Source organism: Methylobacterium mesophilicum (genome assembly GCF_036441335.1).
Lineage (GTDB): Bacteria > Pseudomonadota > Alphaproteobacteria > Rhizobiales > Beijerinckiaceae > Methylobacterium > Methylobacterium mesophilicum_B.
Genome location: NZ_MLBW01000001.1, coordinates 38,195 through 61,181 on the forward strand (window position 1 = coordinate 38,195; position 22,987 = coordinate 61,181).

Consider the following 22,987-nt stretch of genomic DNA (forward strand, 5'->3'; position numbering starts at 1 on the left):
GTCAGAGCGTGTCGATCGGGTCCGTGTTCCAAGAAAGCCTCCCTCTCGTGCTGCGGTTCACGCCGGCYCGYGCGCCGCGCGGGCCCGGGCGCGCCGCCCCATCTCCGGCGTCGCCGGCGGGACGAAGGCCAGGATCAGGACGAGCGCCGCGGCCTCGACGGCGGCGACCAGCCACAGGCCGGTCGCGACCGAGCCGGTCTGCTCGCGCAGGTAGCCCATCGCGGCCGGCGCTCCGAAGCCCGCGAGGTTGGCCACCGAGTTGATGAGGGCGATGCCGGCCGCCGCCGCCGACCCGGCGAGGAAGCGGCCGGGGATCTGCCAGAAGACCGGGATCGCGCTCATCGTGCCGACGATCGCCACGCCGAGCATGACCAGCGCCAGGACCGGGGCGCCCGCGATGAACACGCCGGTGAGCGCGATGGCCAGCGCCCCGACGAAGGCCGGGACCCCGCAATGCAGCCGCGCCTCGCCGGTCCGGTCCGAGTGGCGGCCGTTGAGGATCATCCCGGCGCCGCCGCAGAGATAGGCGGCCGACATGATCCAGCCGACCGTCAGCGGGTCGGTGAAGCCGGCATCGCGCACCACGCTCGGGCCGAAGAAGGTCAGGGCCGAGTTCGCCGTGACGATGCAGAAGAAGATCGCGATGCATTGCCAGACGCGCGCGTCCTTCAGCGAGGCGAGGATCCGGTGCTCGCGGTGGCCGAGGGCCGCGGCGTCGCGCGCGAGGTCGGCCTCGACCAGCGCCTTCTGCTCCGCCGTCAGCCAGCCGGCCTTGGCGGGCCGGTCCGTGAGGTAGAACAGGGTGACGATCCCGGCCAGGATCGACGGGATGCCCTCGAGCAGGAACACCCACTGCCAGCCGGACCAGCCGTTGACGCCGTGCAGCCCCGACATGATCGCGCCCGCGAGCGGCCCCCCGATGACGCCGGCCAGCGCCGAGGCCGACATGAACAGCCCGAACACCTTCGCCCGGCGCTCGCTCGGATACCAGTAGGTCAGGTACAGGATGACACCCGGATAGAACCCGGCCTCGAAGACGCCGAGCAGGAAGCGCAGGACGTAGAAGAACGCCGGCGTGGTGACGAACATCATCGCCACGCAGCAGAGCCCCCACAACAGGGTGATCCGCGCGATCGTCTTGCGGGCGCCGATATGCTCCAGCAGCAGGTTGCTCGGCACCTCGCATAGGAAGTAGCCGATGAAGAAGATCCCCGCGCCGATGCCGTAGACCGTCTCGCTGAAGCGGAGCTCGGCCAGCATCTGCAGCTTGGCGAAGCCGATATTGACCCGGTCGATCCAGGACAGGATCCAGAGGACCATCAGGAACGGCAGCAGCCGCCACGTGATCCGGCGGTAGGCGTCGTCCAGGCGCGCGGGCGCCGCGAGGGCCGGCACGTCGGTCGCGTGGTGCGCCTGGATCGTCATGGCTGGCCCCACAGGGTTGCCCCATCCGGAACGGGGGGTTGAAACTCCGAGCGATGCAGGACGGCTGCCAGTCTCGCGCCGGCGGCCGCCCGCCCCGTCTCAGCCGATGGCTTCGCGCGGCGCGAGCAGTGTCGCGAGGGCGTGGCCGAGACCGACATTGTCCGCGGCGACGGCGGGCGGGCGCCGGTAGGGCGCCGCCGCGGCGGCGACGACCGCCTTCACCCCCGACGTGACCGAGCACAGGACCGGGACCGGCACGTGCGGCTGCAGGCGGGCCGCGAGGCCGACCAGGGCGGCGCCGCCGAGGATCACCGCCTCGGCGCGATCCTCCTCGGCGCAGGCCCGGCAGGCGGCCGCGAGGTCGGACAGCGCTGCCTCCGGGTCCTTGGCGATCTCGCCGCCGGTGCGCGCGATCGCCCGGATGCCCACGAGGCCGTCGCCGACGCCGAGGCTCGCGACGCACTCGCGGAGCATCGGCTTCCACAGGGCCCCGCCGGTCACGATGGCGTAGCGCGCGGCGACCCGCTGGGCCTCACGACACGACGCTTCGAGCATCCCCACCACCGGGACCGGCGAGACCTCGCGCAGGGCCAGCAGCCCGGGATCGCCGAAGCAGGCGAGGAAGACCGCGTCGCAGTCCCGGCCGTGCTCCGCGAAGGCGTCGAGGGCGGCGTGGCCGGCGATGGCCAGGGCCGCCCGGCTGGCGATGTAGGCGGCGCCGAACCGCGCGGTGGCCGGCACGAAGGTCGCGGCCGCGCCCGCCATCGTCCCGACCTGCCCGGCCAGGAGGTCAGTCACAGACGTGCTGGTGTTCGGATTGAGCAGCAGGATCCGCATGGCGCCCTCGGGTGGCGGGAGCCGGCCGGATGGCCGGGCAGAGGCCCGCACGCAGCCGGCCGGGGATGGGGAGGTCGGGGGAGGCCCGGCGGCGCGGGTCAGGCCGCGCCGCCGGGCCGTTCGTGTCTCCGATCCGGACCGGGGCGGGCCCCGGTCCGGACGGGCTCAGGCAGGACGGGCTGCGCCCGCGGGGCGGCGCATGAGGGCGGTGTAGATCGCGAAGCCCAGGGCGCAGCCGATGAACCACGTGAAGTTCGCCACGCCCTCCAAGCCCGGCAGGATCACGCAGAGCACGGGGATCAGGGCCGATGGGATGATGGCCGTCACCGCGGCGCGGTTGTACCCGCCATTGTACCAGTACGTCCCGGCGGGGCTCATCGTGTAGAGGTCGTCGATGACGACGTGTTCCTTCTTCACGAGGTAGAAGTCGGCGATCAGGATCCCGAACAGCGGGCCGATGAAGGCGCCGAGCACGTCGAGCGTGTAGTGGATCACGGCCGGGTTGTTGTAGAGGTTCCACGGCGTGATGAAGATCGAGCCGACGGCCGCGATCATCCCACCCATCCGCCAGGAGATCCGCCGCGGGGACACGTTCGAGAAGTCGAAGGCCGGCGAGACGAAATTCGCCACGATGTTGATCCCAATGGTCGCCGTCATGAAGGTCAGGGCGCCGAGCACCACCGCGAAGGTGCTGTCGATCCGGCTCACCGTCTCGACGGGGTCGGTGATCAGGTGGCCGAAGACCGGCACGGTGGCGGAGGCGGTGATGACGGTGAGCAGCGAGAAGCCCAGGAAGTTCACCGGCAGGCCCCAGAAGTTACCCCGCTTCACCGCTGCGAAGCTCGAACCGTAGCGCGAGAAGTCGCCGAAGTTCAGCATCGGGCCGGAGAAGTAGGAGACCACGAGGGCGACGGCGTTGATCATCACCGGCAGCGCGTCCCAGCCGGTATACTTCACCTCGCCGAGCGACAGGCCGATGTTGGCGAGGCCGGCATTGTAGACGAGGTAGCCGGCGAGCGCGATCATCACGACGTAGACAGCCGGGCCGGCCCAGTCGATGAACACGCGGATCGCCTCCATGCCGCGCCAGAAGACCAGTGCCTGCAGCACCCAGAGGGTCATGAAGGCGGCCCAGCCGAGGGCCGAGAGGCCCGCGAAGCCGTACTGCTTAAGGTCGGCGTAGACGGCCAACTCGGGGAAGAAGCGCAGGGCCACCACGGTCAGGGCCGCCGAGGCGAGGTAGGTCTGGATGCCGTACCACGCCACCGCGATCAGCCCGCGGATGATCGCCGGGATGTTGGCGCCCTTCACTCCGAAGGCGGCGCGGCAGATCACCGGGTACGGTGTCCCGGTCACTTGGCTCGGCTTGGCGACGAGGTTGCAGAAGACCTGCACGATCCCGATGCCGACGAGCAGGGCGACCAGCACCTGCCAGCTCACGAGGCCCAGCGAGAACAGGGAGCCGGCGGTCACGTATCCGCCGACGCTGTGGACGTCAGACATCCAGAAGGCGAAGATGTTGTAGGTGCCCCAGGTCTGCTTGCGCAGCGGGGCGAGATCCTCGTTCACGAGATCCGGATCGTAGCTCGGCTTGATGACGACGGCTTCCCGTTCGTCCGACACGGCCGTGCTGATGCCCGCGCCCTCGACCTGTGCGTACATGGCGTTTCTCCCTGACTGGCGCAGCCCTGTTGCCGGGCCTTTTCCGTGACGCTGACGACCCGCTGGGATCGCCATGCAAAACCTATGACTCTCCGTCTCCTGATCCTGTGAAGCGTTGGTCGAAAACAGACCTCGGCCAGATTGTGAACTTCGTATCTGGGCTGGACGGCGTCTCTATTTCCCGATGACCCCCTCGAGTCTGCTCCGGGCAGTGCCCGCCTCGGCCGGGGCACCCGCGGACTCCGCGAGGAGCCGGGCCAGCCCGGACGGGTCGTCCGCCTCCGCGGGAAGGCCGCGCGCGTAGACCTGATCCGCCATCGCCGCGCCCGCCGCGTGCGACGCGTCGGACAGCCCGGCGCAGACCGGGCCGAAGACCGCGCCGAACAGGGCGCGGCCCATGCGGGTCGGCCGGTAGCCGCCGCGCGGCGGATGGGCCGCGATCCAGTGGCGGGCGATGTCCAGCCGCGTGGTCACCCAGGCGTCGGTGTGATCGCCCACGTAGTCGAGGAACCGCTCCAGCGCGGCCATCCGCCCCGGACGCCCGACCAGGCGGCAGTGGAGCCCCACCGACATGATGCCGCCCCGTCCCGCCTCGCCCTCGCGGTACAGGACGTCGAACGTGTCCTTGAGGTAGCCGAAGAACTGGTCGCCGCTGTTGAAGCCCTGGGCGGTCGCGAACCGCATGTCGTTGGCGTCGAGGGTGTAGGGGACGACGAGCTGCTGACGGCCGCCGATCCGCAGCCAGTAGGGCAGGTCGTCGGCGTAGGAATCGGCCAGGTACAGGAATCCGCCCTCGGCGGCGCCGATGGCGAGCGTGCTCGCGGAGGTCCGCCCCTGGTACAGGCCGAGGGGCCGGCTGCCGGTCAGCGCCGCCTGGAGCGCGACGGCCGCGTCGATGTCGGCGCGCTCGGCCTCAGGGCTGTGGTCGCGGTAGTCGATCCAGCGCAGGCCGTGGCTGGCGATCTCCCAGCCGGACTCCACCATGGCGGCGACGGCCTCGGGGTTGCGCTGCATCGCGGAGGCGACGCCGAAGACCGTGACCGGGAGGTTGCGGCGCGTGAACGCGCGCCAGAGGCGCCAGAAGCCGGCGCGGGCGCCGTACTCGTAGATCGACTCCATGTTGGTGTGGCGCTGACCCGGCCAGGGCAGGGCGCCGACGATCTCGGAGAGGAAGGCCTCGGACGCCGCGTCACCGTGGAGGATGCAGTTCTCGCCGCCCTCCTCGTAGTTGATGACGCACTGGACGGCGACGCGCTTGCCCCCCGGCCAAGCCGGGTCCGGCCGGTGCCGGCCGTACCCGACCATGTCGCGGGGATAGTCCTGGTCGAGGTCGAACATGGCGTGATCCCTCGTTCCAACGCGAGATAGACGCACCGCCGACCGTTGGTCCAATATCTTGTTCGGCTTGATTGATAGGTTGCGCGTTTAGATGTCGCGACAATTGATGCGGCTGCCGAAACGACGTCGTGCGGACTGCCGTCGGCCCGCCGCCGGACCGTCCTCGATCAGGACGCGCCCGCCTCCCGGCGGGCGGCGCGGTCCCCAGCGCGGCGGCGGGGCGTCAGGCCCGGATCTCGGCGATGATGCAGCCGGGGTCGACGACCGCGTCGATGGCCGCGACGATCGTCAGCTGGCCGTCGGCCGGTGCGGCGATGTCGTGCAAAGCCGCGCCGATCCGCACTGCGGCGACGGCCTCGCCGGCCCGCACGCGCGCTCCGTCCGCCTTGAGCCACCGCTCCAGAATGCCCTCGGGCAGCGTACCGGTCGACCAGAGCTCCTCGGCTACACGCACGTCGGCCATCGTCGCCTCCCGTGTTGCGGCGTCCGTGACAGGGCGCTGCCGCGAGGAGGGGCCATCCCGCGGACGCTCGCCTTGATCTGGATCACCGCGCGGGACCGGAGCGGCTTGCGCTCCATCAATGAAGCCTGCGCCGCCTGGAGCAGAGTCGACGGGATCAGCCACCCGGTCCAGCGCCATGCTCCTCGCCATGATGGCCAGCGTCATCCTCGTCGGATCCACGATCCTGGTACTCTACGAGACGCTGCGGCTGACCTCCGAGCACCTGTCCGAACTCCCGGTCCCGCCGCGGATCCGCATCCTGGCCGTGGTCCTCATGAGCTTCGTCGGGCACACCGTCGCGGTCTGGATCTACGCCGCAGCCTACTGGCTGCTGGTGCTCCGGCTGGGCGTAGGCGCCTTCGCGGGCGTGCCGGTCGAGACCTTCGAGGACTGCCTGTACTTCTCCGTGGTGGCCTACACCTCCCTCGGGTTCGGCGACCATTTCCCGACCTCGCATACCCGGCTGCTGGCGGGTATCGAGGCGCTCAACGGCCTGCTCCTGATCGGCTGGTCGGCCTCGTTCACCTATCTCGCCATGGAGCGGTACTGGCCGCTGCACGGGACCGCATGCGCGCCTCGGGGCGCGCGCGCGGCCGGCCTCGACGCGGAACCGGGCCGGATCCCGTGCGGCGGAGGTTCTGCCGCTCCGCCACTCGGCCAGCCCGACCGCGGACGGCCCGCCTCATCGACGTGCGGTTCGCGGCCGCGCACCGCCGCGTCGACGGGCCGGCCGCCCGCGAGGGAATGCCGCGAGTCCTAGTGCGGGCAGGCCCCGGCGACCGGGCCGGCGACGAGCATGCCCATGAGGGCATCGAACGCCAGCGGCTTCTCGACCAGCGGTATTCCCGCGGCGCTGGCGCGCGTCCGGATGCCGGGATCCGGATGGCCCGTGATCAGGATCACGGGCACGCCGGCATCGAGGTCCCGCAACCGGCCGCACACCTCGAGCCCGTCCATCCCCGGCATGACATGATCCAGCAGGACGAAGGTCGGGTTCGGCCCGGGGAACGCGGCCAGCAACTCGCGCCCACTGGCGAAGGTCTCCACCCTGTGGCCCTCGCTCTCCAGCAGGAAGCGGGTCGAGTGCAGGATGGCCGGGTCATCATCCACGACGTAGATGAGGTTCGACGGGGCTGGGAGCATTGCGTTCGCCGGTGCCGGGGCGTCAGGGCTTGCGGCGCCGAGCTTGGAGAGTGTCGCCGCCGCCGGCCTTGACCTGCCTCAAGGCCGGGTCAGGTCAGGCCGGCCAGGACCGACCAGCGCACCAGGTCCTGCAGGCTTTCCGCCCGCGTCTTGGACATGAGCTTGGCCCGGTAGATCTCCACGGTCCGGGGGCTGATCGCGAGGGCGCGTCCGATCTCCTTGCTGGTACTGCCGGCGACCAGATGGTCCAGCACCTGCCGCTCACGCGCGCTCAGCGTCTCGACGCGCCGGAGGAAATCCTGGAGGTCCGGGTTCTCCGCGGCAGCCGACGCGCCGCGCTGCAGGGCCGTGCGGAGCGCCTGGAACAGGGTCTCGTCATCGAACGGCTTCTCGATGAAGTCGCAGGCGCCGAGCTTCATGGCCTGGACCGCGAGCGGCACGTCGCCGTGTCCGGTCATCATGACGACGGGAAGCCGGTACCCGGCCCCCCGCAGGCGGCGGAGCAGCTCCAGCCCGTCGATGCCCGGCATGCGGATGTCGGTCAGGACGCAGCCCGTGGCCGGCTTGACCAGCCGATCGAGCAGGTCCGATCCGGCCTCGTAGAGCCGCACCGCGAAGCCTTCCGTCCCGAGCAGGAAGGCGACGGAGTCCCGCATGGCCGGATCATCGTCCACGACGTGCACGAGGTCAGGTGCCATCGAGCCAGTCCTCGTCACGCGTCGCCTGGAGCGTCAGCCGGAAGGTCGCTCCGCCCGCGCCGTTGCGCTCGACGGTCAAGCGGCCGCCATGCGCCTCGACGATGGTCCGGCAGATCGAGAGCCCGACGCCCATGCCGCTTATCTTGGTGGTCACGAACGGCTGGAACACTCTGTCGGCGATGCTGTCCGCGATGCCCGGGCCCGTGTCGGATACGGCGATCTCGATGGCGTCCGGGCCGATCGGCCGCGCCTGCACGGTGAGGACGCGGCGCTCGCTGTGCTGCATGGCCTCGCGGGCGTTCCGCATCAGGTTCACCAGGACCTGCTGCACCTGCACCCGGTCGGCCAGGACCGAACCGACCCGCGCGTCCAGGGCGACGCGCGCCACGATGCCCTGCTCACGTGCGCCGACCAGAGCCAGCGCGCTCGCCTCCTCGATCAGCCGCGCGACGGGTTCGGCGCGCTTCTCCGCCTCGCCCCGGGCGACGAACTCGCGCAGGCGCCGGATGATCTGCCCGGCTCGCAACGCCTGCTCGGCGGCTTTGTCGAACACCTCCAGTGCCCGGGCGATGTTCTCCGGGTCGGGACGCGCCAGGAGGCGCTTGCAGCCCTTGGCGTAGTTGCTGATGGCTCCGAGCGGCTGGTTCAGCTCGTGCGCGAGCGTCGATGCCATCTGGCCCATCTCGTTGAGTCGCGACATGTGGACCAGCTCGGACTGGAGTTCGTGGAGCCGGGCCTCGGTATGCTGGCGCTCGGTCAGGTCGTTGATGAAACCGGTGAAGTAGGCCTTCCCGCCCGAGCGCGTCTCGCCGATGGCGAGCTCCATCGGGAACGTCGATCCGTCCTGCCGGCGGCCCGTCACGACCCTGTGGGTGCCGATGATGTGCCGCTCGCGCGTGCGCCGATAGCGCTCGAGGTAGCCGTCGTGCTCGCCCCGCACGGGCTCGGGCATCAGGATGCGGACGTTCTGTCCGACAGCCTCGGCGGCCGGGTAGTCGAACAGGCGCTCGGCCGCGGCGCTGAACGAGTGGATCAGGCCTGCCTCGTCGATGACGATCATGGCCTCGGGCACTGTATCGAGGATCGAGTGCAGATGCGCCTCGCGGGCGCGGAGCTCCGCTTCGGCCCGCTTCTGCGCGTCGATGCTCAGGACGACACCGCGATGCCACGCCGGCTGTCCGTCTCCGGCGAGGCTCACCCGACCGCGGGAGCGCAACCAGCCGACAGTCCCCTCGGGCCGGACGACGCGGTAATCGACCTCGTAGCTCCCGCCCTCGCGCAAGGCGTGCTGGATCGCCGCGGCCCGGGCCGATCGATCGTCCGGATGCAGCAGCGCCTGCGAGGCCGCGAACGTCGTCAATCGTTCGAGCGGAACGCCGAAGAGCCGCGCGCAGGTCGGCGAGACGGTGGCCCGACCGGTCGGAATGTCGAGCGACCAGATCCCGATGCCGACGTCGTCGAGGGTCTGCCAGAGCTCGTCCCGCTCCGCGGTGACGATACGGTTCCGGTCTGCGTCGGGCGTGTCGACGGGCTTCATCATCGCGCGCCTCTGGACGGTCCGGCGAGCCGCGCTGTCGCGTGCCCCTCGTGGCCGCGTCCCGGACCTCGTGCGTCAGGCGGATGCGAAATTACCGCGTTTCTGCAACTTGCAATAGCCGTTCGGCCGCTCCGGCTGCCGGCTTCGGAGGATTCCTCGGACGGGGACCGTTCTTCGACGGGGTCGGACGATCGTCCCGTGCTGAGAACCTCGCTTGAGCTGGATCAAGGCCGGCCGGCCGCGGCGGGTGGAACGATGGAGGCAGCTCAGACCGGAGACGCTCGATGTCCAGATCCGCCCCATCGCAGCTCGCGTGCATCCGCGACATCCTCGTCGGAACCGCCGTGGAAGGCGAGCACGAGGCAGCGTCGTCGGCCATCGGCTACGGCCTGACCTTGGCCAAGGCCGCCGGCGCCCATCTCACAATCCAGTCGGCCTCCTGGCGACTCTCGGGCGACGACGCGTGGCTCGGCGAATTCGCCGACGCGGGCCTGTCGGTCATGGATCGCCGCCTCGACGCGCTGGCCCGCTCCATCGCGGAGCGCTCGGCCGGGGACGCGGCGCAGGCCGGGGTGGTCTGCACGACGGAGGTGCCGAGCCTGCCCTATCCGGAGATCGTGAACCGTCTGGCCACGCGGGCGCGCCTCCACGATCTGACGGTCGTGGATGTCGGCCCGCGGACCTACGACCTGGACCGCGAGATGATCGAGGCGGCGCTCTTCCAGAGCGGTCGGCCGGTCATCGCCGTGCCGCCCGGACACGACGCGTTCGCCGCGCGGCGGATCATCGTGGCCTGGGACGGCAGTGCCCAGGCCGCGCGCGCCGCCAACGACGCCCTGCCGTTCCTGCGCGCGGCCGAGGCGGTGGAGATCGTCTCGGTCGGCACCGAGGCGGAGATCTACGAGGCCGTCCCGGGCGCGGAGTTCGCGCCCCACCTCGCGCGCCACGGGGTCAAGGTCAGCGTCACCGACCTGCCGAAGGGCGACAGCGTGGCCGACACGCTCCGCGCGCAAGCCGGCCTGCACCGGGCCGACCTGATCGTCATGGGCGCCTACCGGCATTCGCCCACGCGCGAGTACTTCTTCGGTGGCGTCACGCGCTCCTTCCTGAGGGGCAGCCCGGCACCGCTGTTCCTCGCCCGCTGAAGCCGGGAGGTCGCCATGGCSAAGCGCAGATCCTCACGGAGTGGCGGCGGCGAACCCGGGCGGACCCGCCGCCGCGCGCGCCCGCCGGCCCGGTCCGTGCCGACGAAACCCGAGGCCGCGGAGGTGCCGGCCCAGGAGCGGGCCCCGAACCGGGCGGCGTGGCTCGGCCCGTTCAGCGAGGAGGAACTCGCCGCCCTGGAGGCCGGCTGGGGCTTCATCGAGTGACGGGGCTCGGCCGATGCCCCCCGCCGGGGGGGGGCGCCCGGCCCATCAGAGCCCGGCGCGCGCGAGATCCTCGATGCCGCGAACCAGGCGGCGGACGTCGGCGGGATGCGGCCGGGCCTGCGCGCGCTCGGTCACCGCGCGAATCAGGCCGTCGACGTACACGGACGCGCCGGAATAGGCCAAGGTCCAGTCCGGGAAGCGTCGCCGCGCGATGTCGTCGTAGAGCAGAACCTCGACGCCCGCATGGCGCCCGTCGCGCCGGATACTGTCCATCAGCGCGTCCACGCCGGGGCGCGGCCCCTCCAGGATCTGCGCGAACCGGCTTCGCGATGCGACGAGCGCTCCCGTGACCTGGAGGCGGCCGTTCCGGGGCCGCGAGGCCTCGACGATGTCCCGGACGTCGGCTGGCGTCGCCAGACGACGGCTGACGTAGAGAAGCGACCCGTCCATGGCGGCGTCCTCCGACCCGGATCCGCGAAGCCTCGACCGCGCTGCCGACCCTGCATCCGCCTCACGGCTCCAGCGCCTCGCGGTAGGCCGCGAGGTCGTCGACCGGAAAGCGCCCGGCGAGCGCGCGGAACGGCGGCGCCTCCGGCATCGGGCTTGTGCCCGTCGCGCGGACCGCGTGGCATCGCCCGCAGACCGCGTGCGCGAGCGCCCGCCCGCGGCCGGGGCCACGCGCACCGCGGCCGGAACGGCGAGCCCATGGAGCGCGACGGCCACCCGGAGGAGGCGGACGGCGGACATCACTGACACATCAGGCCGCAGATCGGCGAGCGCTCGAGGATGTCGCGCGTGACGCCGCCGAACAGCCATTCCCGCAGCCGGGAGTGCCCGTAGGCTCCCATGACGATCAGGTCCGCGTCCGCCCGCCGGGCGAAGCGCAGGAGCTCCGAACCGTCGTCGTCGGCGGTCTGCAGCCGGTGCGCGGCGACGTGAGCGCCGTGCCGTGCGAGGTGACCGGCCACGTCCTCCGCGCTCTCATACCGGAGTCCCGCGCCGACGGCCGCCACGGTGACGTGGTCGGCGGCGCGCAGGAAGGGCAGGGCGGCCGATACCGCCCGCCGCGCCTCGGGACTGTCCCGCCACGCGACAACGACGCGGGCCGCCGCGAGACCGGCGACCCTGGGCGGCACGACGAGGACCGGCCGGCCGCCTTCCATCAGGACCGGGCCGGGTTCGACACCCAGCATCCCGGGATCCTCGTCGCCCGGTCCGCGACGGCTCACCACGACGAGGTCCGCCGCCCGCGCCTGCTGGACCAGATGCGTGGTCGCGTCGGCGAAGTCCGCGCGCCAGTCGGTCCGAACGCCGTCGCCGGCCGCGCGCTCGAAGCTCGTGCGCGCCTGATCCAGGAGGGCTTGGATCTGCGCCCTGTTGCGCGCTGCCTGCGCGGCGGCGTCGCAGGCGTCCCGCACCAGGATCGGTGCCGGCACGGCGTGGGCGGCCGCGCCCGTGAGCGCGGCCCCGAACCGGCGGGCGAGGCCGGCGGCGACGCGTATGCGGTCCGGCGCCCGCTCGCCGAGATCGGCGGAGACGAGGATGTTCGCGCAGTCCATGTCCACCTCCGCCACGCGTCGTGCCGACGGTGCGAGCCTGAGCTTCGGCGGCTCCGGGAACCTTGATCCATCGCAAGGTCCGGCGCGCGCGACGTCAGGGGCGGTGCGGACCCGTTCCCGTCGGCGGCGCCGGCCCGTCCGCTCGAACGACGAGCACGCGCATGGCGTTGAGGATCACGGCGACGTCGATGAACTCCTGCAGCAGTGCTCCCTGGATCGGCGAGAGCCGACCGAGCGCCGCGGCGACCATGCCGCCGAGGGAGAGTCCGAGGCCGACCCACACGCTCTGCAGCGCGATCGCGCGCGCCCGCTTGGCGATCCGGATCGCGCCGGGGAGCGGCGCCAGGCTGTCGACCAGCAGGACGACGTCGGCCGCCTCGGCCGCAGCCGCCGCACCGCGNGGCCGCGACGGCGGCGAGCCGGGCGGCCCGCGGGTCGTCGCGACCGCCCCCGTCGAGGCTGCGCGTCAGGGCGATCTCGGCGGCGGTCAGGGTGCCGGTCTTGTCGGTGCACAGGATCGTCATCGCGCCGAGGTCGTGGATGGCCGCGAGGCGCTTCACGATCACCTTCCGCTCGGCCAGGCGCAGGGCGCCGCGGGACAGGGTCACGGTGGTGATCATCGGCAGGAGTTCGGGGGTGAGCCCGACCGCCAGCGCCACCGAGAAGAGCAGCGAGTCGAGGACGGGACGGCCGAAGGCGACGCGGAAGGCCAGGACCGCCACGACGAGGGCGATCGTCATCCGGGCGACCACCAGACCGAACGCGCGCAGGTCCCGCTGGAACGGTGAGGCCTCCGGCGGCTCCGCGAGGGTCGCGGCGGCCGCGCCGAACATGGTGGCCCGGCCCGTGGCTGCGACCAGCGCAACCGCTTCCCCGGTCAGCGCCACCGCGCCGCGGAACAGCGCGTTGGCGGCCTCGGTCGGGTCGGCGACGGCTGCCGCCCCGGGCCGCTTCTCCACCGGATAGGGCTCGCCGGTCAGCGCGGCTTCCGCGGCCGTGAAGGCGTTGCTCGCGACCACGAGGGCGTCGGCCGGGACGATGTCGCCGGCCCGGACGCGGATGAGGTCGCCCGGCACGACGTCCGCCACCGGGATCGTCGTGTAGGTGCCGTCGCGGCGGACCTCCGCCTTGAGGGCGACCGAGCGGCGCAGGGCCTCGGCGGCCTTCAGCGCGTGCCCCTCCTGAACGGTATCGAGTCCGATCGAGAGCGCCAGGATGGCCACGATGATCGTGCCGCCGATCCAGTCTCCGGTCCCGGCCGCGATCAGCGCCGCCACCAGCAGGATCGCCGAGAGCGGCTCGAGGATCCGCCGCAGGACGGCGCCGAGACGAGTCGCGACGGCGGCGGGCGCGTCGACATTGGCGCCGTACCGGGCGAGGCGGCGTCGGGCCTCCTCCGCCGAGAGGCCGTCCGTCGCGCAGCCGAGGGCCGCCGCCAGCGAAGCCGGGGTCGCCGTCCAGAAGGTCGCGACCGAATCTGGGACGCGGTCGGTGTCGGCGCGCACCGGACGGAGCGGCCATCGCGGACGCTGCACCCGCGACAGCGACCGGGCAACCGCAGACGGTGCGACGAACATCCGGACCTCGCTCCCCGGGTGTGCCTCCCGCGCCCGCCGGGCGCGGCGCGAGCGGCACCGTTACGGTCACGACCCTGCTGCGGGCGGCCGCGCGCGGCCTTGAGCTGGATCAACTGAGGCCAGACCCGCGGCCCGGCCGGACTTGAGCTGGATCAAGGTCCCGCCGCAGGGGCGGATGCAGGGTGGACGGCGTTCACCGCTTGCCGTCGCAGGACCTTCCCATGTCTTACGTCAGCCTCATGGTCGCGGTCGACGACGGACTGCACGCCCCGCTGCGGGTGCGGCTCGCCGCGGACCTCGCGCTTCGTCTCGGCACGCGCCTCGTCGGCGTCGCCGCGTGCCAGCCGGATTATCCCCGGGGTTACGGCGAGACGGCCGTGCCCATGGGCATGGTCATCGAGGAGATCCGCCAGGCCGCCCTCGCCCGGCTCGCGGGCCTCGAGCAGGCGTTCCGCGACGCGGGATCCCGGAGCGAGCGCGTCGAATGGCGCTCGGAGCTCGACCAGCCAGTGCGCTTCCTCGCGCAGCAGGCGCGGGCCGCCGATCTCGTCGTGGTCGGGCGCTACGCCGGGAACGAGGGCGTCTCGCCCGGTGCGGCCGTCGATCTCGGCGACGCGCTGATGCGGCTGGGCCGCCCGGTGCTGGTCGTCCCGCCCGGCGTCGAGCGCGTGGCGGCGCGGCGGGTCGTCATCGGGTGGAAGAACACGCCGCAAACCCGCCGGGCCGTGTCGGACGCGATGCCGCTGCTGAGGCGGGCCGAGACGGTCGAGGTGCTGCGGGTCACGGAGGAAGAGGACGTGTCCGAGATCGAGGACGTGGCCCGGTATCTCGCGCTCCACGACGTGCGCGCGGCGCCGCGGCGGATCGCGCCCTCGGGCTGGACGGTCGCCGAGGAACTCCGGCGGGCGGCGGTCGAGGCCGACGCGGACCTGATCGTGACCGGCGCCTACGGCTACAGCCGCGTGCGGGAATGGTTCTTCGGCGGGGTGACCCGCGACCTCCTCGCCGAAGCATCGGTCTGCTGCCTGATGAGCCACTGACCGGCGCGGTCCCTTCCGCCCGTCCGGGGCGGGTCCGGCCCCTGACCGATGCATCCCACGGCCCACCCGCGGGGCCATGCCGGAGCCGGGGCAGATCGCGCCGCGACCCCGTGTCGGAAGCGCCGGACCGACGGGCCCGCCCGGACGCGCGGTCAGGCCTCGCGGACGCCGGGCTTCTTGCCCGCCTCGAAGATGAACTCGACGCCGGCCTCCTCCAGGGCACGGCGCACGGCGAGGAGGGTGTCCGAGCGCGACCGGACCGCCGAGGTCGGGTCCTCCAGCCGGTTGAGGGTCGAGACCGAGACGTTGGCCCGCGCGGCCAGCTCATCCTTCGACAGGCCGGTGATCGCGCGGGCCGAGCGGATCTGGCTCGGGATCAGGGTCTCGTCGCCGGCCGAGCCCTGCGCGGCCCCCGGCGGCGGGGCCGCCTCGGGCGGCAGTGCCCCGTAGCGGGTCCGTCCGGGAACGTTCAGGCAGACTCCGACCCATTCGCGGACGGAGCCGTCCTTGTTCAGCACCGGCGCGCCGCGCGCGTTGAACCACCGGTAGATCCCGTCCGCGCACAGGACGCGATAATCGGTGTTGTAGGGCGCCGTGTGCTCCACCGCCGTGGTCCAGGCCGCGAGCGTGCGCGAGCGGTCGTCCGGGTGGACGGCGTCGAGCCAGCCCAGACCCTGCATCTGCGCGTGGGACTGACCGGTCAGGGCCATCCATTGCGGCATCTCGCTCGGCTCACCGTTCGCCTTGTTGACCCAGAAGACCGCTGCCGTCGCGGCGATCAGCGCGTTCAGCCGGTCATGCCGCTGCATGAGCGCGTTCATGGTCTCGTGCTGCGCCGTGACGTCGAACACGACGCCCATGCCCTGGCTCGGGTGCCCGTCCGCGCCGAGCATGACCTCGGCGTGGTGCAGGAGCCAGCGCTGGGTCCGGTCGGGCCGGATGATGCGGAACTCGCGACTGACCGGCTGGCCGGAGCGCAGCACGGCGATCTGGTCACCGTGCGCGGCCTGATCCTCCGGGTGGATCATGTCGAGCCCGAAGCCGAAGGTCATCTCCGTGGTCGGGTCGAGGCCCAGAATCCGGTAGAGGCCCGGCGACGCGTCCAGCCGCTCGGAGCGCAGGTCCGCCGACCAGAAGCCGACTTTTCCCGTATCCTCGATCAGCTTCAGGTAGTGACGCGAGGAGAAGCCGCGCGGCGCGGCGCCGATCTCGGTCTTCGCCTGCGGACGCATCAATGCACGTGTCGGCATCGCCTCACCCCGATCGCCAGTGCGCCATAACTGGAATGCGGAATGCCATAATCGCGTCCGTAAAAGCGTTAATAAGACAGAATTCGATCCATATTGACTGACATTCGATGGTGGATGTCAGTGTCGTGCGGGCCGCCGAGCGCTTGGGAAACGAAGCCTGCCGCGGCCTCGATCGCGGCGATCGGCGGATGCCAGATTTCGACAATGTATCTATCGGTCGAATGCGATGGATATGCCGCGTGATGGAACAAAAAATTCCACTGCGTCCGAAGCTCCGGAAGTGTCCGGTGGAATGACAGGAAATACGATCTCCGCGAGCGCGATCGGACAGGAATTCCGGCGATCGGCTTGAGACTCTGGCAGCCCGGAGCGGTCATCCTCGCATGCGAGACGCGGAGAGCCGTCTCCTGCCTGGGTATTGAAATGTCGCTGCCGAATGCCGGATGCGGGGCGATGCCGGGCGCGCTCGACAGCGCGCCGGCGTCGATCCAGTTCGACCGCCGCGGCAGGGTGGTCGCCGCCGACGCTTCGCCGTCCTCGAACGGGCGCGGCATTGCCGAACCGCAGCGGCTTCCAGGACGCGCTGGGGACGCTCTGCCGCGCGGTCCGCACGGCGGAGGATCCGAGCGCGCTGTTCTATCTCGACCTCGACGGCTTCAAGGCCGTCAACGACAGTCGCGGCCACCTCGTCGGCGACCGATTGCTGCGCGCGGTCACGGCACGCCTGCTCGCCATCGGTCACCCGCACAGCCTGTTCCGCCTCGGCGGCGACGAGTTCGCGATGGTCGTCCGCGACCTCGGCCGGCCCGCGGCCGAGGCCCTCGCCGCCCGCGTGGTGACCGAGCTGCGCCGGCCGTTCCAGATCGACGAGGCCCGGCTGGAGGTCGGCGTCAGCGTCGGCATCGCCTACGTGCCGGACGACGCGATCGAGCCTGCCAGCCTGCTCATGCGCGCCGATCTCGCCCTCTACGCCGCCAAGGCGGACGGCAAGGGTTGCTGGCGGACCTTCGACCCGTCGCTGGAGGAGCGGGTCGTCCGCCAGCGGCAGTTCGACCTGGACATGCGTGCGGCCCTCGCGGCGGACGAGATGGAGCTGCACTACCAGCCCCTGGTGGACATGCGGAGCGGTCGTGTCGCGGGTTTCGAGGCGCTGCTGCGGTGGAACAAGCCCGGGTACGGCTGGGTCTCGCCCGGGGAGATCATCCCCATCGCGGAGGCGACCGGCTTCATCGTCGAGATCGGCCGCTGGGCCCTGCGCCGCGCCTGCACCGACGCCCGCACGTGGTCCGACCTGAAGATCGCGGTGAACATCTCCTCCATCCACGTGCGGATGCCGGGCTTCCACGCCGAGGTCGCGGCCGTTCTGCGCGAGACCGGCCTCGCGCCCGATCGGCTCGAGATCGAGATCACCGAGTCGGTGCTGCTCGACCACGGTCCGGAGGTGCTGGAGAACCTGAAGCGCCTGCGCGCGACGGGCGTGCGCATCGCGCTGGACGATTTCGGCACGGGCTACTCGAGCCTGAGCTACCTGACCGAATTCCCGTTCGACAAGGTGAAGGTCGACCGCTCCTTCGTGCGCGACCTGCAGGGCCGGCCCGAGAAGGTCGCCGTCGTTGAGGCCATCGCCCGGATGGCGCGCGCCCTGTCGATGAGCGTCACGGTGGAGGGCGTGGAGACCCGCCAGCAACTGGACGTCCTCCGGGACAAGCGCTGCGATATCGCGCAGGGCTTCCTCTACAGCCCGGCGCGCCCGGTCCACGAGGTCGCGGCGCTCATCGCGCGGATCGAGGGTGTGCCGCCGCCGAGCGCGGGCGCCGGCGATCCGGACGGGAGCCCGGCCGCCGACGCGCGCCCGGTCCTGTCGCTGGCCCGCGCCTCGTAGTCGGCGGGCGGCGCGTCGCGTCGCCGCCGAAAGGCAGGAAACCTCTCTTGTCGCGCGCAGAACGCCTTCGGAGCGCGGCTGTCGAGCAACGCGTCCTTAAATGCGGCCACTTCAGAATCCGAAGACAGTGGAGAAGCAGTACATGTCGCGCCTTTCCGACCTCAAGATTGTTATGAAGGTCACGATCCCGCTGCTGCTGGTCGCCGCCGCCGGCGACCTCGTCCAGCCGCGCATCGACAATCTCGCGGCCCTGCTCGCCCAGGTGCTGGCGTCCTCCGGCGAGCTGTCGCGACACGCCGAGCAACGCGCGGCGGAGATGGCGCGCTTCATCACCACCGTGCGCGCGGCCTGAGGCGGTCCCGATGGAGTGCCGCACCGCCAGCGCCCCGGGGTCCGGGACCGATCCCAACAACCGGCCGGATTGCCGGGGAGAGGCCCCGGCGGGGCACCGGCGCGGCGGGCCGCACCCGATCGGGCAGGCGTGATCGCCATGGCCGACATCATCCCCCTCGGCACCATCCCGGGCGCCGAGAGCGCCCGCGCGATGCTGCTCGACCTGCGCCGGCGCCTCGATTCCGGAGAGGACATCGGTCCACGGATCGCGCAGATCCGTCAGACCGCGGCGGCGATGCGGGCTCTGGCCGGCGGCCTCAGGCGGGTCCTGAAAGCCCCGGACGAGAGGCTGTCCGCCGAGCCGGAAGTTCTCGTCGCGGCCTGGGAAGTCCTCGCCTTGACGGAACGCAACGTCGCGAAAGTCGAGGACTTCCTTCGGCTGGCGGACGAGGAGGATTCGGCGCAGGCTTCGCGGCAGCCTTCGTGCCAACTGCACGAACGCGGGCCAGCCGATCCGGATCACGGCCCTATCCCAGGCTGACGGAGTGCCGCAGACCGGACCGATTTGTCCGCGCGGTCGAAAGCGCGCGGTGCGCGACCGGGGAGACCGCGTTCGACCTCACGCGCGGATCGGGCCGTCGCCCGTCGCGGCACTGTGCGCAGCGGCTCTCGACGCGCGCTCGGGCCGGCTCCGATCATTGGGTGACCGTCGTTCGCCTGCCGTTAGCCGCCGAGACTTGATGGCGGCGGTCGATCTGACACGGAATGGGTCATAGCCCGACCGTGATCTGTATTGGGCTCCAAAAATCCTTTCGAAATGGAACGTGGCGGCGCACGGTCCGGGCGGGCTTCGGAGATGCGACTAAGACCAACTTATGGTCTCGATGTCACGATACGGCGTCCAATGAGAGTTGCGCCATGTTCCGTAAGTCCGCCTTTAATGAAACCCAGGCCACCATCGACGCGCTGACGCGCTCCTTGGCCATCATCGAGTTCGGCATGGATGGCACGATCCTGCGCGCCAACCCGAATTTCCTGGCCGTCGTGGGCTACGATCTGGCCTCCCTGCAGGGACAGCACCACCGGATCCTGGTCGGCGAGGAGATGGCCGGCAATCCGGAGTACGACGAATTCTGGTCGAAGCTGCGGGCCGGCGAGTTCGCGTCCGGCGAATTCCCCCGTCGCGCGCGATCCGGCGCGAAGGTCTGGCTCGAAGCCACCTACAACCCGATCCTGGGCTCCGACGGCAAGCCCTTCAAGGTCATCAAGTTCGCCAGCGACATCACGGCCAAGAAGAGCGAGACCAACCGGCTGCTGCGCATGATCGACGAGATGCCGGTCGCCGTCATGACCGCAGACCCGAAGAACGACTTCAAGATCAATTACATCAACAACACCTCGCGCAAGACCCTGGAAGCCATCGAGCGGTATCTGCCGATCAAGGTCTCCGAGATGATGGGCAAGTCCTTCGACGTGTTCCACAAGAACCCGCATCACCAGCGGACCATGCTCGCCGACGCGCGCCGACTGCCCCACCGCACCAAGATCAAGGTCGGACCCGAGACCCTCGACCTGCAGGTCTCCGCCATCACCGACGCGGACGGAACCTATGTCGGGCCGATGCTGACGTGGTCGGTCATCACCGCACAGCTCGCCATGGCCGAGGACGTCGCCGGCGTCGTCGAGGCGCTCGGGACCGCGATCGGCGAGATGAAGGAGTCGGCGGAGGGCCTGAACCGCTCGGCGGACGCGGCGAGCGAGCGCGCGAACTCCGTGGCGGCCGGATCCGAGGAGATGACCAGCTCGATCCATGAGATCTCGGGCCAGGTCGGGCGGGTCTCCGAGCGCACCCAGCAGATCGCCAACCAGGCGATGGCGACCGATGCCACGGTGCGCAACCTCGCCGCCAATGCCGGCGAGGTCGACGCGGTGGTCGGAATGATCAAGTCGATCGCCGACCAGACCAACCTCCTCGCGCTCAACGCCACGATCGAGGCGGCGCGCGCGGGCGCGGCCGGCCGCGGCTTCGCGGTGGTGGCCACGGAAGTCAAGGAACTCGCCGGCCAGACGGCGCGGGCGACCGGCGAGATCACCCACAAGGTCCACGCCATCCAGAAGGCGACCGGCGAGGCCGTGACGGCGATCCGCCTGATCACCGACGAGGTGGCCGAGCTCTCGAAACTGACGCTTGCCATGGCGAGCGCCGTCGAGCAGCAGGCCGCCTCGACCCAGGAGATGTCGTCCAACATCACCGGTGTCTCGGCCGCGGCCGGAGAGACGGGACAGCTCGCCGAGATGGTCCGGCGGATCTCCGACACGCTCGAGGCGCATTCCGCCGGGCTCGGTGCCAGCATGGAGAAGTACCTCCGGGCGGGCTGACGGGAGCCGTCAGGCGACCGGTCGCGCAGGCCCCCCGGCCCCGACGGGGCCGGGAACGGTGCGGCACGACCGGTCCGACGCGGACGCGCCGGCCTGGGGCATCCCGGCGGTGCGTCCGCACGCGATCACGCGCGGCAGAGTGCTGGAGCCCGCCGCGGCGCAGCCGGAACTGACGGATGCCGGGCGCCCCGGTGACTTGGCGGCGCGCGGCCTCGGCCGAAAAAGACAATGCGATGCCCGTGACGACCACCTTCACGAACCCCGACAGCGTGGCTTCGCCCGGCACCGCGCTGATCGGGCGCGCCGACGCGCGGAGCGTCGTGCGGCCGGCGCAGAGTCCGGAACCGCGGGAGGCGCGACGATCGCGAGGCGGCCTCGATCGCTCCGGCCCGGAATGCAGCCGCAGGCGCACGGGCCGAGCGGTGAGCGCGCTCTTGAAGAGGACGCAGGCGGACCGCCTCGCCCTGATCGGCGCGCGCGACCGCGCGATGGCGGCCGACGATCCGCGAAATCTCCTTCTCGAACGCCTGGGCCTCATCCGGCGGATCGGCGATCCGCGCCCGCATCATCTGCGCGGGCAGGCCCTGATCGACTGGACCATCACCGAGGCGGGTACGCGCGCGCTCCGCGACATCGGCATTGCGGGGCGCGCGCTCTGAGGCGCGCGGGTCTGAGATCCGCGTGCGGCCGGTCGGACCGGGACGACGCGGATCTCCGCCCTGCTTGCCTCAGGCGGCGCGCACGGTGGCGAGGAAGCGGGCGACCTCGGCGCCGAGATGCTCGGATTGCCGCGACAGCTCCGAGGCCGCCGACAGGACCTGCCCGGCCGCCGCCCCCGTCTCCTCCGAGGCCCGCGCCACGCCGGCGATGTTGCCCGTCACCGCGCTCGTCCCCGCCGAGGCCTGCGCCACGTTGCGCACGATCTCCTGGGTCGCCGCGCCCTGCTCCTCGACGGCCGCCGCGATCGAGGTCGCCACGCCGTCGATCTCCCGGATCCGCCCGGTGATCCCGCCGATCGCCGTCACCGCCTGATCGGTCACGCCCTGGATCTCGCCGATCTGGCTCGCGATCTCCTGGGTGGCGCGGGCGGTCTGCTCGGCCAGGGCCTTCACCTCGGTCGCCACCACCGCGAAGCCCTTGCCGGCCGAACCGGCACGGGCGGCTTCGATCGTGGCGTTGAGCGCCAGGAGGTTGGTCTGGCCGGCGATCCCGGAGATCAGGCCGACCATCTCGCCGATCCTGCTGGAGGTCGTCTTCAGGGCCTGGACGAGGTAGGCGGTCTGGCCTGCTTCGCCGACCGCGGCCTGCGCGAGCCCGGCCGAGCCCTGCACCTGCCGGCCGATCTCCTGCACGGACGAGCCGAGTTCCTCGGCGGCGGCCGCGACCGTGTTGACGTTGGTCGAGGCTTCTTCCGCGGCCGCGGCCACGCTGGTCGATTGCGCGGCGGTCTCCTCGGCGGTGGCGGTCATCTGCTGGGCGGTGGCCTGGAGCTCGGTGGCCGAGGACGAGACCAGGCCGACGATCCCGCCGACCGCGCGCTCGAAGCCGTCGGCGAGCTCGATCATGGTGCGCTTGCGCTCGGCGGCCGCGGCCTCGTCGGCGCGGCGCTTGACCTCGGCCTCCTCGGCGGCCTTGCGGGCGACCATGGCCTTGATGCCCTCGACCGCCCGGCCAACGGCGCCGATCTCGTCGCCGCGGGCGGCCTCGCGGATCTCGGCGTCGACCTCGCCGCGGGCCATCCGCTGCAGCACCCCCACCAGGCTGCCCAGCGGGCGGGCGACCTGTACGATGACCGTGTAGACGCCGTACGCGATGCTGAGCGCGGCGAGAGCGAGCGCGGCCAGGAGCGCGAGGCGCGACCAGCCGGCGGTCGTCTCCGAGCGGCGGTATTCGGCCTCGGCTTCCCGGACCTGCAATCCGCTCAGCTTGCTCAGCGCCGCGTTGGTGGCCCGCATGCTCTTCAAGAGATCCGCGTGCGTGGCCTCGAAATCCGAAGCGGCGCCGGCGGCGGCGCGCTTGAGGATCTCGGCGGCGATCGCGTCGTTGCGATCGATCCGCCCCTGCAGCTCCTTGGCGAGGCCCTCCTCTTCCGGAGTCAGGTACGTCGCCAGATAGGCCGACCACTCGGTATGGAGTTTCGACAGGTCGCGCTCGATCTTGTCCTTGGCCTCGGCCGGCTGGATCTGCTTGCTGCGCAGCATGCGCGAGGCGTCGATCAGGTCATCATAGGCGTCACGAATGATACTGAATTGCCGAAGGCAGACGACGCGATCGTCGAAGACTGTTTTCAGGCTTTGATGACTCCAATAGAGGGCGAAATTCCCCACCGCGGCGGTCGCGAGCAGGACGAAGCCCAGGCCGCCGAGCAACGCGACGAGCCGCAGTTTGATTGTCAGTTTCATGAGGCGGACTTCCAGGCGTCGGAACCCGGAGCTGCCGACGGGTCAGCTCGGAT

22 protein-coding genes and 2 pseudogenes are annotated in these 22,987 nt (G+C 71.4%); 9 read left to right on the forward strand and 15 right to left on the reverse strand.

What is annotated here, in order from left to right; all coding sequences use genetic code 11:
- Positions 1–57: 57 nt before the first annotated feature.
- The 5 genes from MMR14E_RS00210 to MMR14E_RS00230 all read right to left on the reverse strand — a co-directional run bounded on the left by MMR14E_RS00210 (position 58) and on the right by MMR14E_RS00230 (position 5,725).
- Complete coding sequence (locus tag MMR14E_RS00210) at positions 58–1,425, reverse strand: MFS transporter (protein ID WP_331312265.1); 1,368 nt, start codon at positions 1,423–1,425, stop codon at positions 58–60.
- Between the two features lie 99 nt (positions 1,426–1,524).
- Positions 1,525–2,262 (reverse strand): aspartate/glutamate racemase family protein, encoded by a 738-nt coding sequence (locus tag MMR14E_RS00215; protein WP_331312266.1) that lies wholly within the window; start codon positions 2,260–2,262, stop codon positions 1,525–1,527.
- 165 nt (positions 2,263–2,427) lie between these two features.
- A complete protein-coding gene (locus MMR14E_RS00220; RefSeq protein ID WP_331312267.1) occupies positions 2,428–3,924 on the reverse strand; it encodes an NCS1 family nucleobase:cation symporter-1 in 1,497 nt (498 codons plus the stop codon).
- 174 nt (positions 3,925–4,098) lie between these two features.
- Positions 4,099–5,262 (reverse strand): allantoinase PuuE, encoded by a 1,164-nt coding sequence (puuE, locus tag MMR14E_RS00225; protein ID WP_331312268.1) that lies wholly within the window; start codon positions 5,260–5,262, stop codon positions 4,099–4,101.
- A 223-nt stretch (positions 5,263–5,485) separates the two neighbouring features.
- Positions 5,486–5,725, reverse strand: a complete 240-nt coding sequence (locus tag MMR14E_RS00230) for a biotin/lipoyl-containing protein (protein ID WP_331312269.1) — start codon at positions 5,723–5,725, stop codon at positions 5,486–5,488.
- 175 nt (positions 5,726–5,900) lie between these two features.
- Here MMR14E_RS00230 and MMR14E_RS00235 point away from each other — a divergent pair, with 175 nt between their 5' ends.
- On the forward strand, positions 5,901–6,524 hold the full coding sequence (locus MMR14E_RS00235) for a potassium channel family protein (protein ID WP_331312270.1): 624 nt from the start codon (positions 5,901–5,903) through the stop codon (positions 6,522–6,524).
- Here MMR14E_RS00235 and MMR14E_RS00240 read toward each other — a convergent pair.
- The 3 genes from MMR14E_RS00240 to MMR14E_RS00250 all read right to left on the reverse strand — a co-directional run bounded on the left by MMR14E_RS00240 (position 6,521) and on the right by MMR14E_RS00250 (position 9,145).
- Entirely contained in the window at positions 6,521–6,907 is a 387-nt protein-coding gene (locus tag MMR14E_RS00240; RefSeq protein ID WP_331312271.1) for a response regulator transcription factor, read from the reverse strand. The genes MMR14E_RS00235 and MMR14E_RS00240 overlap by 4 nt on opposite strands.
- A gap of 89 nt (positions 6,908–6,996) precedes the next feature.
- Positions 6,997–7,605, reverse strand: coding sequence for a response regulator FixJ (gene fixJ / locus MMR14E_RS00245; RefSeq protein ID WP_331312273.1), 609 nt, complete (start codon positions 7,603–7,605; stop codon positions 6,997–6,999).
- Entirely contained in the window at positions 7,595–9,145 is a 1,551-nt protein-coding gene (locus MMR14E_RS00250) for a PAS domain S-box protein (RefSeq protein ID WP_331312274.1), read from the reverse strand. The genes fixJ and MMR14E_RS00250 overlap by 11 nt, the downstream gene beginning before the upstream one ends.
- A 281-nt stretch (positions 9,146–9,426) precedes the next feature.
- Here MMR14E_RS00250 and MMR14E_RS00255 point away from each other — a divergent pair, with 281 nt between their 5' ends.
- Both MMR14E_RS00255 and MMR14E_RS00260 read left to right on the forward strand, forming a co-directional pair.
- Positions 9,427–10,287, forward strand: coding sequence for a universal stress protein (locus MMR14E_RS00255; RefSeq protein WP_331312275.1), 861 nt, complete (start codon positions 9,427–9,429; stop codon positions 10,285–10,287).
- 96 nt (positions 10,288–10,383) lie between these two features.
- Positions 10,384–10,512, forward strand: coding sequence for a hypothetical protein (locus MMR14E_RS00260; protein ID WP_331312276.1), 129 nt, complete (start codon positions 10,384–10,386; stop codon positions 10,510–10,512).
- Between the two features lie 45 nt (positions 10,513–10,557).
- Here MMR14E_RS00260 and MMR14E_RS00265 read toward each other — a convergent pair whose 3' ends face one another.
- From MMR14E_RS00265 to MMR14E_RS00280, 4 genes and pseudogenes are all read right to left on the reverse strand, one after another.
- A complete protein-coding gene (locus MMR14E_RS00265) occupies positions 10,558–10,962 on the reverse strand; it encodes a BLUF domain-containing protein (protein ID WP_331312277.1) in 405 nt (134 codons plus the stop codon).
- 296 nt (positions 10,963–11,258) lie between these two features.
- Positions 11,259–12,071 (reverse strand): universal stress protein, encoded by an 813-nt coding sequence (locus MMR14E_RS00275; RefSeq protein ID WP_331312278.1) that lies wholly within the window; start codon positions 12,069–12,071, stop codon positions 11,259–11,261.
- 94 nt (positions 12,072–12,165) lie between these two features.
- Positions 12,166–12,471: pseudogene (locus tag MMR14E_RS29105) on the reverse strand (heavy metal translocating P-type ATPase); the annotation flags it as partial.
- Positions 12,452–13,576: pseudogene (locus MMR14E_RS00280) on the reverse strand (HAD-IC family P-type ATPase); the annotation flags it as partial. The pseudogenes MMR14E_RS29105 and MMR14E_RS00280, both read right to left, overlap by 20 nt.
- A gap of 293 nt (positions 13,577–13,869) precedes the next feature.
- Here MMR14E_RS00280 and MMR14E_RS00285 point away from each other — a divergent pair.
- Positions 13,870–14,688, forward strand: coding sequence for a universal stress protein (locus MMR14E_RS00285; protein ID WP_331312279.1), 819 nt, complete (start codon positions 13,870–13,872; stop codon positions 14,686–14,688).
- Positions 14,689–14,840: 152 nt separating this feature from the next.
- Here MMR14E_RS00285 and MMR14E_RS00290 read toward each other — a convergent pair whose 3' ends face one another.
- Both MMR14E_RS00290 and MMR14E_RS00295 read right to left on the reverse strand, forming a co-directional pair.
- Positions 14,841–15,920 carry a PAS domain-containing protein gene (locus tag MMR14E_RS00290; RefSeq protein ID WP_331312280.1) on the reverse strand — a complete coding sequence of 360 codons (1,080 nt, stop codon included), beginning with the start codon at positions 15,918–15,920 and terminating at the stop codon, positions 14,841–14,843.
- A gap of 86 nt (positions 15,921–16,006) precedes the next feature.
- Positions 16,007–16,492, reverse strand: a complete 486-nt coding sequence (locus MMR14E_RS00295) for a hypothetical protein (RefSeq protein ID WP_331312281.1) — start codon at positions 16,490–16,492, stop codon at positions 16,007–16,009.
- On the opposite strand from MMR14E_RS00295, the gene MMR14E_RS00300 reads away from it, so the two are divergent.
- The 5 genes from MMR14E_RS00300 (at position 16,492) to MMR14E_RS00320 (ending at position 21,191) form a co-directional block, all read left to right on the forward strand.
- A complete protein-coding gene (locus tag MMR14E_RS00300; protein WP_331312282.1) occupies positions 16,492–17,820 on the forward strand; it encodes a bifunctional diguanylate cyclase/phosphodiesterase in 1,329 nt (442 codons plus the stop codon). The genes MMR14E_RS00295 and MMR14E_RS00300 overlap by 1 nt on opposite strands.
- A 142-nt stretch (positions 17,821–17,962) precedes the next feature.
- Entirely contained in the window at positions 17,963–18,172 is a 210-nt protein-coding gene (locus MMR14E_RS00305) for a hypothetical protein (protein ID WP_331312283.1), read from the forward strand.
- Between the two features lie 138 nt (positions 18,173–18,310).
- The gene (locus MMR14E_RS00310; protein ID WP_331312284.1) at positions 18,311–18,694 is read left to right on the forward strand and encodes a hypothetical protein; all 384 of its coding nucleotides are present in this window, start codon (positions 18,311–18,313) and stop codon (positions 18,692–18,694) included.
- 377 nt (positions 18,695–19,071) lie between these two features.
- Positions 19,072–20,532, forward strand: coding sequence for a PAS domain-containing methyl-accepting chemotaxis protein (locus tag MMR14E_RS00315; protein WP_331312285.1), 1,461 nt, complete (start codon positions 19,072–19,074; stop codon positions 20,530–20,532).
- Positions 20,533–20,708: 176 nt separating this feature from the next.
- A complete protein-coding gene (locus MMR14E_RS00320; protein ID WP_331312286.1) occupies positions 20,709–21,191 on the forward strand; it encodes a hypothetical protein in 483 nt (160 codons plus the stop codon).
- Between the two features lie 69 nt (positions 21,192–21,260).
- Here MMR14E_RS00320 and MMR14E_RS00325 read toward each other — a convergent pair whose 3' ends face one another.
- Positions 21,261–22,934: a methyl-accepting chemotaxis protein gene (locus tag MMR14E_RS00325; RefSeq protein WP_331312287.1), complete on the reverse strand. Its 1,674-nt coding sequence runs from the start codon at positions 22,932–22,934 to the stop codon at positions 21,261–21,263.
- Between the last annotated feature and the right edge of the window lie 53 nt (positions 22,935–22,987).

Bases quoted from the DNA above. Each gene is read 5' to 3' on its own strand.
- MMR14E_RS00215 (WP_331312266.1), bottom strand. From the start codon at position 2,262: ATGCGGATCCTGCTGCTCAATCCGAACACCAGCACGTCTGTGACTGAC.
- MMR14E_RS00220 (WP_331312267.1), bottom strand. From the start codon at position 3,924: ATGTACGCACAGGTCGAGGGCGCGGGCATCAGCACGGCCGTGTCGGAC.
- puuE (WP_331312268.1), bottom strand. From the start codon at position 5,262: ATGTTCGACCTCGACCAGGACTATCCCCGCGACATGGTCGGGTACGGC.
- MMR14E_RS00230 (WP_331312269.1), bottom strand. From the start codon at position 5,725: ATGGCCGACGTGCGTGTAGCCGAGGAGCTCTGGTCGACCGGTACGCTG.
- MMR14E_RS00235 (WP_331312270.1), top strand. From the start codon at position 5,901: ATGCTCCTCGCCATGATGGCCAGCGTCATCCTCGTCGGATCCACGATC.
- MMR14E_RS00240 (WP_331312271.1), bottom strand. From the start codon at position 6,907: ATGCTCCCAGCCCCGTCGAACCTCATCTACGTCGTGGATGATGACCCG.
- fixJ (WP_331312273.1), bottom strand. From the start codon at position 7,605: ATGGCACCTGACCTCGTGCACGTCGTGGACGATGATCCGGCCATGCGG.
- MMR14E_RS00250 (WP_331312274.1), bottom strand. From the start codon at position 9,145: ATGATGAAGCCCGTCGACACGCCCGACGCAGACCGGAACCGTATCGTC.
- MMR14E_RS00255 (WP_331312275.1), top strand. From the start codon at position 9,427: ATGTCCAGATCCGCCCCATCGCAGCTCGCGTGCATCCGCGACATCCTC.
- MMR14E_RS00265 (WP_331312277.1), bottom strand. From the start codon at position 10,962: ATGGACGGGTCGCTTCTCTACGTCAGCCGTCGTCTGGCGACGCCAGCC.
- MMR14E_RS00275 (WP_331312278.1), bottom strand. From the start codon at position 12,071: ATGGACTGCGCGAACATCCTCGTCTCCGCCGATCTCGGCGAGCGGGCG.
- MMR14E_RS00285 (WP_331312279.1), top strand. From the start codon at position 13,870: ATGTCTTACGTCAGCCTCATGGTCGCGGTCGACGACGGACTGCACGCC.
- MMR14E_RS00290 (WP_331312280.1), bottom strand. From the start codon at position 15,920: ATGCGTCCGCAGGCGAAGACCGAGATCGGCGCCGCGCCGCGCGGCTTC.
- MMR14E_RS00295 (WP_331312281.1), bottom strand. From the start codon at position 16,492: ATGCCGCGCCCGTTCGAGGACGGCGAAGCGTCGGCGGCGACCACCCTG.
- MMR14E_RS00305 (WP_331312283.1), top strand. From the start codon at position 17,963: ATGTCGCGCCTTTCCGACCTCAAGATTGTTATGAAGGTCACGATCCCG.
- MMR14E_RS00310 (WP_331312284.1), top strand. From the start codon at position 18,311: ATGGCCGACATCATCCCCCTCGGCACCATCCCGGGCGCCGAGAGCGCC.
- MMR14E_RS00315 (WP_331312285.1), top strand. From the start codon at position 19,072: ATGTTCCGTAAGTCCGCCTTTAATGAAACCCAGGCCACCATCGACGCG.
- MMR14E_RS00320 (WP_331312286.1), top strand. From the start codon at position 20,709: ATGCCGGGCGCCCCGGTGACTTGGCGGCGCGCGGCCTCGGCCGAAAAA.
- MMR14E_RS00325 (WP_331312287.1), bottom strand. From the start codon at position 22,934: ATGAAACTGACAATCAAACTGCGGCTCGTCGCGTTGCTCGGCGGCCTG.